11 protein-coding genes are annotated in these 13,211 nt (G+C 61.0%); 6 read left to right on the top strand and 5 right to left on the bottom strand.

What is annotated here, in order from left to right; all coding sequences use genetic code 11:
- The first annotated feature begins 106 nt into the window (after positions 1–106).
- The 4 genes from HX866_RS25870 to HX866_RS25855 all read left to right on the top strand — a co-directional run bounded on the left by HX866_RS25870 (position 107) and on the right by HX866_RS25855 (position 5,509).
- Entirely contained in the window at positions 107–1,006 is a 900-nt protein-coding gene (locus HX866_RS25870) for a bestrophin family protein (RefSeq protein WP_177140654.1), read from the top strand.
- Positions 1,007–1,094: 88 nt separating this feature from the next.
- Positions 1,095–2,147 (top strand): tetratricopeptide repeat protein, encoded by a 1,053-nt coding sequence (locus tag HX866_RS25865; RefSeq protein ID WP_177097507.1) that lies wholly within the window; start codon positions 1,095–1,097, stop codon positions 2,145–2,147.
- Between the two features lie 189 nt (positions 2,148–2,336).
- The gene (locus HX866_RS25860) at positions 2,337–3,839 is read left to right on the top strand and encodes an ATPase domain-containing protein (RefSeq protein WP_177104302.1); all 1,503 of its coding nucleotides are present in this window, start codon (positions 2,337–2,339) and stop codon (positions 3,837–3,839) included.
- A complete protein-coding gene (locus HX866_RS25855) occupies positions 3,836–5,509 on the top strand; it encodes an ATP-binding protein (protein WP_177140653.1) in 1,674 nt (557 codons plus the stop codon). Before HX866_RS25860 ends, HX866_RS25855 begins: the two co-directional genes overlap by 4 nt.
- 6 nt (positions 5,510–5,515) lie before the next feature.
- Here HX866_RS25855 and HX866_RS25850 read toward each other — a convergent pair whose 3' ends face one another.
- The 5 genes from HX866_RS25850 to HX866_RS25830 all read right to left on the bottom strand — a co-directional run bounded on the left by HX866_RS25850 (position 5,516) and on the right by HX866_RS25830 (position 12,058).
- A complete protein-coding gene (locus HX866_RS25850) occupies positions 5,516–5,893 on the bottom strand; it encodes a response regulator (RefSeq protein ID WP_177097510.1) in 378 nt (125 codons plus the stop codon).
- A gap of 78 nt (positions 5,894–5,971) precedes the next feature.
- Positions 5,972–7,153 carry a hybrid sensor histidine kinase/response regulator gene (locus HX866_RS25845; protein WP_177140652.1) on the bottom strand — a complete coding sequence of 394 codons (1,182 nt, stop codon included), beginning with the start codon at positions 7,151–7,153 and terminating at the stop codon, positions 5,972–5,974.
- Entirely contained in the window at positions 7,147–7,752 is a 606-nt protein-coding gene (locus tag HX866_RS25840; protein WP_177097512.1) for a chemotaxis protein CheB, read from the bottom strand. Before HX866_RS25840 ends, HX866_RS25845 begins: the two co-directional genes overlap by 7 nt.
- The gene (locus HX866_RS25835; RefSeq protein WP_177097513.1) at positions 7,749–8,564 is read right to left on the bottom strand and encodes a CheR family methyltransferase; all 816 of its coding nucleotides are present in this window, start codon (positions 8,562–8,564) and stop codon (positions 7,749–7,751) included. The genes HX866_RS25840 and HX866_RS25835 overlap by 4 nt, the downstream gene beginning before the upstream one ends.
- Positions 8,564–12,058, bottom strand: coding sequence for a response regulator (locus HX866_RS25830; protein ID WP_177140651.1), 3,495 nt, complete (start codon positions 12,056–12,058; stop codon positions 8,564–8,566). Before HX866_RS25830 ends, HX866_RS25835 begins: the two co-directional genes overlap by 1 nt.
- A 261-nt stretch (positions 12,059–12,319) precedes the next feature.
- On the opposite strand from HX866_RS25830, the gene HX866_RS25825 reads away from it, so the two are divergent.
- Entirely contained in the window at positions 12,320–12,676 is a 357-nt protein-coding gene (locus HX866_RS25825; RefSeq protein ID WP_177097515.1) for a response regulator, read from the top strand.
- A 65-nt stretch (positions 12,677–12,741) separates the two neighbouring features.
- Positions 12,742–13,167: a cobalamin biosynthesis protein gene (locus tag HX866_RS25820; protein ID WP_177140650.1), complete on the top strand. Its 426-nt coding sequence runs from the start codon at positions 12,742–12,744 to the stop codon at positions 13,165–13,167.
- Positions 13,168–13,211: the final 44 nt, after the last annotated feature.

The following is a 13,211-nucleotide window of genomic DNA, read 5'->3' as shown; positions in this document are numbered from 1 at the left end:
GATAGAGCCCTTCGATCACCTTGTCAGCCAGGGTGATTGGACAACAGCCGGCACCGGCGCTTAAGGTGGAGTCCCGTCATTTGCCTCCAGTCCCAAGACCCTCGCCATGATCGTCCGCTCCAAGCCGAACCTGATCGCTATCCTGTTTTCCCTCAAGGGCTCGATTGCCAAGCGCATTGCCCTGCGCTGCCTGCTGGTGACCGTACTGGCCTCGGTGATCGTGCTGGTGGAGACCTGGCATCCGGCCTATTTCTCCAAGGTCAATGCCACGCCCTTCACTTTGCTGGGCCTGTCTCTGTCGATCTTCATGAGTTTTCGCAACAACGCCTGCTATGACCGCTGGTGGGAAGGTCGCAAGTTGCTGGGGCAATTGATCATCGACGTGCGCTCGCTGATTCGCGAAAGCCAGGTGCTGGGCGATGGGCCGCAACGCACCGCGCTGCTGCGCGAGCTCTGCGGTTTTGCCCACGGCCTGATTGCCCGTCTGCGCCTGGAGGACGAACGCCAGGCCATCGAACCCTGGCAACAGGAAGAGCCCGCCGCCGGCCACCCGAATGCTACTGACCAGTTGCTGCAACGGATCGGCGCACGCTGCGCAGGCTTCGCGGCGCAAGGCTTGATCAGCGAATACCGCTATACGATTTTCTCGGCGCTGCTGCTCAGCCTCAGCCAGGTCCAGGCCAGTTGCGAGCGCATCAAGCACACGCCACTGCCCTTCCCCTACAACTTGCTGCTGCACCGCACCATCTACCTGTTCTGTATCCTCCTGCCCTTCGCCATGGCCGAACCGCTGGGCTGGCTGACGCCGGTGTTCACCGCCATTGTCAGCTACACCTTCCTCGGCCTGGATGAGATCGGCGACGATCTGGAAGATCCGTTCGGCTTTGATGAAAACGATCTGCCGTGCAACGCGATCCTGCGCACCGTGGAACGGGAAGTCCTCGCCGGCCTCGGGCATACCGACCTACCGCCGGCGCTGGAGCCGGTGGACTATGTGCTGACCTGAGACCGGCTGATCCGAGGCGCGGGTTTGACTCCTGAGCGCAGCTGACCGAAGCTGGTACATTCAACGCTCGCCAGCTCACGGACCCTGCATGACGAAGCCTCGCCGCTACCTGCTTATCAGCCTGTCGCTCCTGCTTGCCCTTGGCCTCGTCTGGCATTGGCTGCCCGGCAAGCCTGCCGCGCCCAAGGCCCCGCACATCAATTACGGCCAGGCGCTGAAACAGGCACATAACGGCCTGCCCGGTGCCGCGCGGGTGCTCTACCAGCAAATGGCCCGCACCGACCTGACAGATGCCCGCCGGGCCGCCCTGCATGCCGAACTGCCCAACTACCCCAGCCCCCAGGCTTTGAAACTGGCCGATGCGGACTTGCAAAATGCTTCGCCGGTGGTTCGCGAAGCGGCGATCCAGAGCATCGTCGGCCTGGTGCCCGGAGCCCAGCGCAGCCTGTTGCTCGGCCCGGTGCTTGAAGACCACGAGCAAGCCGTACGTTTTGCCGCCGCCAACGCCATGCTCGGTTTGTCGCCGGACGACCAGGGTTTGTATTACGGCCCGCTGCAACAGGTGGTGGACGAGTACGAACGAACCCTCGCGGCCCAGCCGGAAAGCGCCGAAGCGCAGTTCCAACTGGCGCGGCTGTACCTGCACGAAGCGCAGTTGGACAAGGCGCAAGCGGCGCTGGAGCATGTTTCGCGACTGGAACCGGACAACCTCAAGGCACTGGTGGCCCAGGTCGAACTGCTCGACAAGCGCAACCAGCCGGACCAAGCCCGGCAACTGCTGGCCAAGCAGTTGCAGGTGCAGCCGCAATCGGCCTATTTGCAGCATGCCCTGGGGGTGTGGTTATTGCGTCACGGCCAGACCGAGCTGGCGGTGCTGGGATTGGCCAAGGCGGTGGAGCTGCAACCGGAAAACGCCGAGTACCGCTACAAGCTCGCCACGACCCTGCATGATTTGCAGCAGGTCGAGGCGGCCCAACGACAACTGGAAGACATCGTCCAGCGCCAACCGGCGAACCGCAAGGCGCGGGTGCTGCTGATCAATTACTGGAAAGAGACCGGGCAATTGCAGAATGTGCAGATTCTGCTGGCCCAGCTGGAACAGCAGAACCCGGATGACCCGGCGCTGCAGCAGGGGTTGTAGCCAGCGACCCGGGAATGGAACGTGTGTGGGAGCGAGGCTTTTAGCGATCTCAAGGCCGTCATCGCCAGCAAGCCGGCGCCTACAGGGGGAAGATCGCGTTCAGTCGCTTGAATCAGACAATAATTTTGAACCCTGATAAACGCCGAAGGTCCAGTAAAAGACCACTCCTAGGTCACAAGAGGTCTGGACTTGACCACATCACACGCCTCCATCACCCCCAAGGCAGCGACCGGCATTGAAGGGCTGGACGATATCCTCTGCGGCGGCCTGTCCCGCGGCCATGTCTTTCTCCTCGAAGGAGAACCTGGCACCGGCAAGACCACCGTGGCCCTGCACTTCCTGCTCGCCGGGGCCCGCGCCGGCGAACGCTCGCTGTACATCACCCTGTCGGAAACCGAGCGCGAACTGCGCCAGGGCGCCGCGTCCCACGGCTGGGACCTGGACGAGAACATCAGCCTGTTCGAACTGACCCCACCGGAAAGCCTGCTCAACGCCGATCACCAGCAGAGCCTGCTGTACTCCTCGGACCTGGAACTGGGCGAAGCCACCAAACAGATTTTCGAAGTGGTGGAACGGGTCCAGCCGACCCGCGTGGTCCTCGACAGCCTGTCCGAGATCCGCCTGCTGGCCCAGAGTTCGTTGCGCTATCGCCGGCAGATCCTGGCGATCAAGCACTACTTCGTGCGCTATGACGCCACCGTCCTGCTGCTCGACGACCTCACCACCGAATCCCTCGACAAGACCGTCCACAGCGTGGCCCATGGCGTCATCCGCCTGGAAGAACTGACCCCCAACTACGGTGCCGAACGGCGACGGGTGCGGGTAGTGAAGTACCGCGGGCAGAAATACCGCGGCGGCTACCATGACTTCACCATCATGGGCGACGGCCTGCATGTCTTCCCGCGCCTGGTAGCGGCCGAACATCGCGGTCGTTATCAGCGCCGGCAACTCACCAGTGGCATCGCCGAGATGGATGCGCTGCTGGGCGGCGGCATCGAAACCGGCTCCAGCACCCTGATCCTCGGCCCGGCCGGTACCGGTAAATCGCTGATCGCGATGGTCTTCGCCGCAGCGGCGGTGTCACGGGGCGAAAAAGCCGCGCTGTTCATTTTCGATGAAGAACTCGGTTTGCTGTTCGAGCGCATGCGTAATATCGGCATCGATCTCCAGGCCCTGCAAGACAGCGGCAACTTGCTGATCGAACAGGTCGACGCCGCCGAACTGTCGCCGGGTGAGTTTTCCCATCGGGTGCGCCGTTGCGTGGATCAGGGCGGTATCAAGACCGTGGTGATCGACAGCATCAACGGCTACCAGGCCGCGATGCCGGAAGAAAATGCGCTGATCCTGCACATGCACGAGTTGCTGCTCTACCTCAATCGCCAGGGCGCGGCGACCTTCATGACCGTTGCCCAACATGGGCTGGTAGGCGATATGCAGGCCCCGGTGGACATCACCTACCTGGCCGACACCGTGATCCTGTTGCGTTACTTCGAAGCACTGGGCAAGGTCCGCCGCGCGATTTCCATCATCAAGAAACGCACCGGCGCCCACGAATCGACGATCCGCGAATACCGCATCAGCACGCAGGGCATCACCATCGGCGCACCGCTGGAAGCGTTCCAGGGTGTCTTGCGCGGCGTACCGACGTACTTGGGTGAAGGCCCGCCGCTGCTCAAGGAAGAGGGTTTGTGAGTCGGTTGGACGCCGTTTCCGAACGGGCCATTATCCTGGCCCCGCTGGGACGCGACAGCCAGCTGGCCCTGCGGATTCTCGCCGAGGCCGGCTTTCCCGGGGTGGTTGCCCGGGACCTGGCGTCCCTCAGCCGCGAACTGGAGGAAGGCGCCGGCCTGCTCATCATCGCCGCCGAGGCCCTGCGCGAGGCCGACCTTGAGCCCCTGCAGGCGTACTTGCGGCAACAACCGGCCTGGTCCGATATGCCGATTGTGCTGCTGACCCACCACGGCGGACCGGAACAACCGCCCTCTTCTCGCCTCGGCGCGCTGCTGGGCAATGTGACCTTTCTTGAACGCCCGTTCCACCCAGTGACCCTGATCAGCCTGGTGGCCGCCGCCATTCGCGGGCGCCGGCGCCAGTATGAGGCCCGCGATCGCCTGCTCGACCTCAGCCAGAGCGAGTTACGCCTCAAGGACACCCTCGAGACCCTGGAACAGCAGGTCGAAGAACGCACCGCGCAACTGCGTCACAACGAGGAAGCGTTGCGCCAGTCACAGAAGATGGAAGCCGTCGGCCAGCTCACCGGCGGCATCGCCCATGACTTCAACAACATGTTGACCGGCATCATCGGCAGCCTCGAGTTGCTCAAGCGCCGACTGGCCCGCGGTCGACTCGATGACCTCAACAGCCTGATCGACCTCGGCGTGACCTCGGCCAACCGCGCCGCCGGCCTGACCCACCGCCTGCTGGCCTTTTCCCGACGCCAGTCGCTGGACTCGAAACCGGTCAACATGAATGAGCTGGTGAGTTCCATGGGCGAGCTGCTGCACCGCAGCCTCAATGAAAGCATTCACCTGGAAATGGCCTTGGGTGAAAACCTGTGGACCGCCGAAGCCGACCCCAACCAGCTGGAAAGCGCCCTGCTCAACCTGGTGCTGAATGCCCGCGACGCCATGTCGGACGGCGGCAACCTGCTGGTCAGGACCTTCAACCAATCCCTGGACCTGGCCTTTACCGAGGCCCAGGCCAACCTGGAGCCGGGCGACTACGTCGTGCTACAGGTACGCGACACCGGCAGCGGCGTGCCACAAAGCATCATCAATCGGGTCTTCGATCCTTTTTTCACCACCAAGCCGATCGGCCAGGGCACCGGCCTGGGCCTGTCGATGATCTACGGTTTCAGCAAACAGTCCCACGGCCATGTCGCCATCGACAGCACTGTCGGCCAGGGCACCACGGTCAGCCTTTACCTGCCGCGTTATCAGGGCGCGCCAGTGGCCCAGGACGAACAACTGCACCCAAGCCATGCGCCCCATGCCGAAGACGGTGAAACGGTGCTGATTGTCGAGGATGACCCGGCGGTGCGGGTGCTGGTCAGTGAAGTACTTGGTGAGCTGGGTTACCGCTTCGTCGAAGCCAGCGATGCCAATGGCGCCATACCGATCCTCAGCTCCGGCCAGCGTATCGACCTGCTGATCAGCGACGTCGGGCTACCGGGGATGAACGGCCGGCAACTGGCGGAGATAGGCCGGCAACTGCGGCCAGGCCTGAGGATCCTGTTCATCACCGGTTACGCCGAGCACGCGGCCGTGCGCGGCGGTTTCCTCGACCCGGGCATGCAGATGATCACCAAGCCCTTCACCTTCGAGCTGCTGACGGCCAAGGTTCGCGAGATGATCAGTGTGTAAGGGGGTTCAAGCCAGCAGCTTGCGGATCTGGTCCTGGAGGATATCCAGGTCGAACGGCTTGGCCAGGATCGGCGCGCTGTGGGCGATGGGGCTGCTCGACTCGCGAATTTCCGCCGGGTAGCCACTGATAAAGATCACCTTGAGATCCGGCCGCAGCTTGACCGCCGGCTCGGCGATATCCACCCCGGAAATCCCTCCGGGCAAACGAAAATCGGTGACCATCAGGTCCAGATTGGGCTTGGTCGCCAGGATCTCGAACGCCTGCTCGCCGTTTTCCGCCTGCAATACCCGATACCCCTCGCTGGAGAGATAAGCCGAAAGAACCATCAGGATCGAGGGATCGTCCTCGACGATCAGTACGACGTCTTGTGCATCTTCACTCATGGGAAGCCTTCATTCTTAAAATTGCTGCCAATACGACCATCGGGTCACCCAGAGGTTGCGTCTGGATGTCGGCTTTTCCTACAACGGCAGGCAAACGCGGAACAAGGCCCCTTCGCCAAGGGTACTCTCGACGGTGATGCGTCCACCATGGGCCGCGACAATCTGCTCGGAAATAAACAAGCCCAAGCCCAACCCGGCGGCAGCATGCTTGCCGGAAACCCGCTCGAACTGCTGGAAAATCCGTGCTTGGTCATTTTCGCTGATGCCGATGCCGCGGTCACGCACTTCGATCCGCGCCTCGTCCTCGTGGCGGTAGACACGCACCTCGATCGGGCTCTTGGCACCGTAGCGCAAGGCGTTGGTCAGCAGGTTGGCAATCACCTGCTCGATGCGAAACTCATCCCATTCGCCTTCCAGCGATACCTCGCCCGAGTAGCTGATCGTCGATTCGGCCTCCAGCACCTGCGGGGCGAAATTCTCCAGCAACTTGCTCACCAACTGCACCAGGTCCAGGCGTGCCGGGCGAATCGACAGCTTGCCGGTGCGAATACGCGAGACATCGAGCATGTCTTCAATCAGGCGAATCAGGCTCTGGATCTGCCGCTCGTCACGGGCGACCATGCGGCGCATCTTGTCCAGAGTGAAGGCATCGGCATTGTCCTTGGCCAGGTGCATCTTGCGTAGCTGGGTTTCCAGGATCAGCCCGTTGAGGGGAGTGCGTACCTCGTGGGAAACAATCGACATGAAATCGTCGCGCATGCGCACAGCGCGCTGCAGTTCTTCCTGGGTCACCTGCAGTTTGCGCAGCAGCAACTCCTGCTCGCGGCGACTCTGCTCGAGGGCCTCGACTTGCAGCTTCATCGCCTTGCTCTGGCGATAGAGCTCGACGAAGATGCTGACCTTGCTCTTCACCGCATGGGTGTCGAGGGGTTTGTGCAGAAAGTCCACCGCGCCGCTTTCATAGCCCTTGAAGGCATAGTTGCGCTCGCGGGCGGCGGCACTGACGAAAACAATGGGAATGTGCTTGGTCTTCTCGGTACCGCGCATCAATTCGGCCAGTTCGAAGCCATTCATGCCCGGCATCTGTACATCGAGAATGGCCATGGCAAATTCGTGCTGAAGCAGCAGCGACAGCGCTTCATCGGCTGACAGCGCTTTGTAGACAAGGCGATCCTCGCGCTTGATCAGCGCTTCCAGCGCCAGCAGATTCTCCGGCAGATCGTCGACGATCAGCAGTTTGGCCTGGATAGTACTCAACATGTGATTCGTTCCAGCTCGACAAGCAGGCGGCTGATGCCCTGCAAAGAAAGAAGATAATCCGGCTGCTGCAACGCCAACGCGGCTTCGGGCATGGTTGCCACCCGAGCGTCTTGCGGGTCCTGCACCACGGTCAGGCCACCCTGGCGCTGGATCTGCAACAGACCCTCGGCGCCGTCCTGATTGGCGCCGGTCAAGAGTATGCCCATCAGGCGCGATCCGTAAGCGTCCGCCGCCGATGAGAAGAGATAATCAATCGAAGGCCGGGAGTAATGCACCCGCTCTTCGCGACTGAAGGAAAAGCTGCGGTCCTGCTCGATGGACAGGTGATACCCCGGGGCGGCGAAATACAAGGTGCCCGGCACAATGCTCTCTTTGTCGTCGGCCTCTTTCACCGGCAACGCCAGGCGCCGCCCGAACACTTCGGCCAATTGGCTGCGGCGCCCTTCGGACATGTGCAGGACGGTCACGATCGGCAAGCTGAAGCGCGTGGTCAGCGCGCCGAACACGGTCATCAGGGCTTCGACGCCACCCGCCGAGGCCCCGACCACGAGCGCCTCGACCCGCTGGCGGTCGATGATTGGCAGTAACGGGTCACTCATGATTTACGATAGATCCGCTCTTGTTTGACCAACGCCTCGAACCGCTTGCCGTAGGCTGAAAAGTCCAGCGTCTCCTTGCTGCCCAGCACCAGGAAACCCCGATGGCACAACGACTCGTGGAACAACCCAAACGCTCGATCCTGAAGTTTTTTGTTGAAATAAATCAATACGTTACGGCAAGAAATAAGTTGTGTCTCAGAGAATACGCTATCCGTCGCCAGGCTGTGATCGGCAAAGGTCACGTTTTCCCGTAGGGTCTTGTCGAAAATCGCGTAGCCGTAGGCCGAGTGGTAATACTCGGCAAAGTCCCGCTGGCCGCCGGACGCCCGGTAGTTGTCGGCATAGGTGCGTACGTTGTCCAGGGTAAAGATGCCCTGCTTGGCCTTTTCCAGCGAATGGGGATTGATGTCAGTGGCGTAGATGATCGTGCGCTCGAGCAAGCCTTCTTCACGCAGCAGGATTGCCATGGAGTACACCTCCTCTCCGGTGCTGCACCCGGCGATCCAGATCTTGATCGACGGGTAGGTCTTGAGCAGCGGCACCACTTCCTGACGGATCGCCAGGAAGTGGCCGGGATCGCGAAACATCTCGCTGACCGGGATGGTCAGGTACTGCAGCAACTGCATGAACGCCGCCGGATCGTGGAGCACCCGCTCCTGCAGTGCGGAAATGGTCGCGCAATCGAGCTGGAGCAAAGCATGGTGGACCCGGCGCTTGACCGAAGCGCCGGAGTAATCACGAAAATCGTAGCTGTACTTGAGGTAGATCGCCTCGATCAACAACCGCAACTCGATGTCGGTACTTCGCTCCACTAGATCCGTTCCATTTTCGGTAGCCAGACACGGATCAACGAGAACAGTCGATCCAGGTCAATCGGTTTGGCCAGGTAGTCGTTGGAGCCGGCCTGCAAGCAGCGCTCCTGGTCATCCTTCATCGCCTTGGCCGTCACCGCGATGATCGGCAGCTTGCGCCAACGCGGGTCCTTGCGGATCTCCAGGGTGGCTTCGTAACCGTCCATCTCCGGCATCATCACATCCATCAGCACCAGGTCGATGTCCTCTACTTCGTTGAGCCGTTGAATCGCCTCGCGGCCATTACGGCCGATTTCGACAATCGCGCCCTTGTGTTCCAAAGCACTGGTCAAGGCAAAGATATTGCGCACGTCGTCGTCCACCAGCAGGATCTTGCGCCCTTCAAAGACCTTGTCGCGGCTGCGGGCGGTCTTGAGCATGCGCTGTCTTTCATGGGACAGCTGGGATTCGACTTTGTGCAGAAAAAGAGTCACTTCATCCAGCAGGCGCTCCGGCGAGCGGGCGCCCTTGATGATGATCGAGCGGGAATACTTGTGCAGCTCGTTCTCTTCATCGCGGGTCAGGTTGCGCCCGGTATAGACGATCACCGGCGGGAAGGCGCGAATGTCTTCGGTGGACATGCGCCGCAGCAGCTCGTTACCGAGCATGTCCGGCAACTTGAGGTCGATGATCATGCAGTCGAAGACGTTGGCGCGCAGCAGATCGAGGGCTTCCTGGGCGAAGCCCACGGCGGTGATCTCGATATCGTCGTCGCCGATCAACCGAGCGATGCTGTCGCGTTGCAGATCGTCGTCTTCCACCAGCAGCACGCGCTTGAGCTTCTGGGTCAGCTTGGCCTCCAGCCGCGTGAAGATCTCCTTGAGCTCTTCGCGGGTGGTCGGCTTCAGTGCATAGCCCATGGCACCCATGTGCATGGCCGCTTCGACGCGGTCCTCGACGGAAATCACATGCACCGGGATATGCCGGGTCGGCGCCTGCTCCTTGAGGCGCTGCAACACCGTCAGGCCGGAGTGATCCGGCAGACGCATGTCCAGCAGGATCGCATCGGGGATAAACTGGGCGGCCAGCTCGAAGCCTTCGTCCGCGCCATGGGCCACCAGGCACTGGTAACCCAGCTCATGGGCCAGGTCATAGAGAATCTGGGCAAATCTCTGCTCGTCTTCGATCACCAGGATACAGCGGGTGCTGAACGGGCCTTTTTCACGGTCGTCGGCAAAGCGCTGGATCGGCGCCTCCACCACCACCGGCGGCAACGGCCGCGGCGGATCCAGGGACTCCAGCGGGGCCGGTGGTGCGACCACTGGCGCGGGGCCGACGCCGTCGCGGTGTTCCACATACTGCTCCGGCATCACCAGGGTAAACACGCTGCCTTGCCCGGGCTGGCTGGCGACATTGATGGAGCCGCCGAGCAGCGCCGCCAGGTCGCGGGAAATCGACAGGCCCAGGCCAGTGCCGCCATAACGGCGGTTGGTGGTGCCGTCCGCCTGGCGGAACGCCTCGAAAATACTCTCGTGCTGTTCGGCGGCAATCCCGATGCCGGAGTCACGCACGGCAAAGGCGATCCCGATACCGGGTTGGCGCGACACGCTCAGGCTGACCCGACCCGTCTCGGTGAACTTGATGGCGTTGGACAGCAGGTTCTTCAACACCTGTTCCAAACGCTGGCGGTCGGTGAACAGCGTCATCGGCAGCTCACCGCGCAACTCGACCTCGAACCCCAGCTGCTTGTCGCCGGCCAGTGGTTGGAACATGTTCCGCAGCCCTTCCACCAGACGTTCGATATTGGTGTTTTCCGGGCGCACCTCCAACTTGCCGGCCTCGACCTTGGAGATATCGAGGATGTCGTTGATCAGGTTGAGCAGATCGTTGCCGGCGCTATAGATCGATTCGGCGAACTTGACCTGTTCCGCCGTGAGGTTGTCCCCAGGGTTCTCCGCCAGCAGCTTGGACAGGATCAGCGAACTGTTGAGTGGCGTGCGCAGTTCGTGGGACATGTTGGCGAGGAATTCGGACTTGTACTTGCTCGAACGTTGCAGTTCCTCGGCACGCTCCTCAAGCTGGACCTGGGCCAGGTTCAACTGATTGTTCTTGAGATCCATCGCATCGCGCTGCTCGGCCAGGGCCTGGGCCTGTTCGGCCAACTGCTCGTTGGTCTGTTCGAGTTCGCTCTGCTGGCTTTCCAGGTGAACCTGCGACTCCTTGAGCACCTGGGACTGCTCTTCCAGTTCTTCGTTGGCGGTCTTGAGCTCTTCCTGCTGGACCTGCAGCTCTTCGTTGAGCTGCTGGGTCTCGGCCAGGACTTCCTGCAAACGCTGGCGGTAACGCGCGGCCTCGATGGAAGTGCCGATATTGTCGGCAATCAGTTCCAGCAATTCGATGTCACGCTCATTCAACGGCCGCAGGAAACCCAGCTCGACCACCCCGTTGATCCGCTCATCATTGGTGGTCGGCACCACCAGCACGCTGCGCGGCGCGCCTTCACCCAGGCCCGAACTGACCTTGAAGTAATCCACCGGGACCTCGTCCAGGCGGATCAGGCGGCCCTGGCCCGCGGCCTGGCCGATCAGGCCTTCATCATTGAAGATCGCCTGCTCCTGCTGCTCCTGCTCACGGGAAAAGCCATAACTGGCGACACGGGTCAGGCCGCCATGCTCCTCGCGGACATACAGCGCGCCCACGGCACTGCCCATGTACTGCGCGCAGAATTGCAGGATATTGCGCCCCAACAATTGGAGAGTAAGCTGGCCAAGCACCTGCTCGGCCAGCTCGGTCTGGCCACTGCGCAACCAGGCCTGCTGCTCCAGGCGCTCGGCGCTCTTGACTTGGGCCGCCAGGTTCTTCGCATAACTTTTTGACAGTGATAGCAAATCACGTCGACCCACAAAGGCCAGCAAGGCACTCAGACCCAATACAAAGATGAGGTAGAGGGCGATGGTCCAGATCGTGGTGTTGCTCACGGCCTCATTGCGCACCAGGCGCAGTTGCTGCTCCGTCTCGACGGCGTTTTCGAACTCGCCGCGAATCTCGTCGCTCAGGCGCTTGCCACGCCCGGCCTTGACCGCCGCCCGATAGTCGCCGCTGGCACGCAGCAGGTCGATCATCGATTGTGCGTACTCGGTCCAGGCGCCCTGCAAGGCTTCGATACGCTTGAAGCGGTCGACCTGCTGCGGGTTATCCGCGACCAGCACCTGCAAGCCACGCAGGTCGGCAATGATCTTCGGCTTGGCGACCTCATAGGGGTCAAGGAAATGCTCGTCACCGGTGATCAGGAAGCCGCGCATGCCGGTTTCCAGGTCCACCGATAGCTTCATGGCGTCGTTGGTGTTGTTGATCACCCGATCGGTATGCTCGACCCACTGGATCACCGACAGCAGATAGCTGATCAGCGAGACAAAAAAGATCGCGCTGAGGACCCCGACGCCCAGGGGCAGGCTGATGTTGCGGCTCAATAACTTGCGAAAACTTTGCTCATCCACCGAAGACGACGAATTCATTTCAGGGCCCGGATTGAAGTTATTGATTATCAAGGAGTCTGCCGTATGTACGAATAAAAGACTGCCTTTTTTCTCACAGCTTAGAATGCAATTTCCCAGGCCGCACGGCCATGACGTAATGACAGGCCCCAGCCTATCATCTTGTACATCTTGTTTTTTTTGTACAAGTGCGGGAACTTGTCTGGCCTGGTGGCTTACTGATACAGGAGGCAGAGCGTTTCAACGGCCTTGATCCACCCTTCACTTTTGGGATACATCCTTATGCCAGCAGTCCCCTCCACCATCCTTGTCGTCGAAGACGATGCCATTGTGCGCATGCTGATCATCGATGTCCTGGAGGAGCTGGAGTTCAATGTTCTGGAGGCCGACAGCAGCGATACGGCCCTGGATATCCTCAGCCGGGCCGACACCCGCATCGACCTGCTGATGACCGATGTCGGACTCCCTGAAATGGATGGCCGCGAATTGGCCAAAATCGCCTGTAATATGCGCCCGGGGCTGCCGGTGCTGTTTGCCAGCGGCTATGCGGAAAGCATCGAGCTGGCGCCTGGCATGCAGGTGATCGGCAAGCCCTTTTCCATCGAGCAACTGCGGCTGAAAATCAAAAGTATTTTATAAGCACATGATTTTTATAAAAAATCCATGACTCACTGTAACGCCAAAACGCCTCCCGAGGCGCATTCATGACTGAAACCCAGACAGTGCCGGTCCTCACGATTGGCCTCGGCTGCCGCCAGGGCTGCAGCGCATCGACCTTGCAGGCGTTGCTGGAGCAGTCGTTGCAGGCCCATGGGATCAACCTCGAGAGCATCAAGGGATTGGCGAGCATTGACGGGAAAAAGACCGAGCTGGGATTGCTCGAGCTCGCCCAGCGCCTGAACCTGCCCCTGGTGTTCTTCAATGCCGCCGAGCTGGCACCTTACCAAACACGTCTGAGCCATCGATCCAGCCTGGCCTTCGAACAGACCGGCTGTTACGGGGTCGCCGAAAGTGCTGCCCTGGCCCTCGCCGAACAGCTGGGGCAAGCACGGGCAAATCTGCTGATTTCACGCCAGAAAAACCCCATGGCAACCTTTGCGCTGGCCTGGACCGGGCAAAACCCTCGATAATCCCCTTCTCCTACATGAGCGTTGTTCATGTAAAGCCTTGTGCA

Source organism: Pseudomonas gingeri (assembly GCF_013386165.1).
Classification (GTDB): domain Bacteria; phylum Pseudomonadota; class Gammaproteobacteria; order Pseudomonadales; family Pseudomonadaceae; genus Aquipseudomonas; species Aquipseudomonas gingeri_C.
The sequence above is the reverse complement of the archived record's forward strand: the minus strand, read 5'-3'. Positions and strand labels throughout refer to the sequence as shown.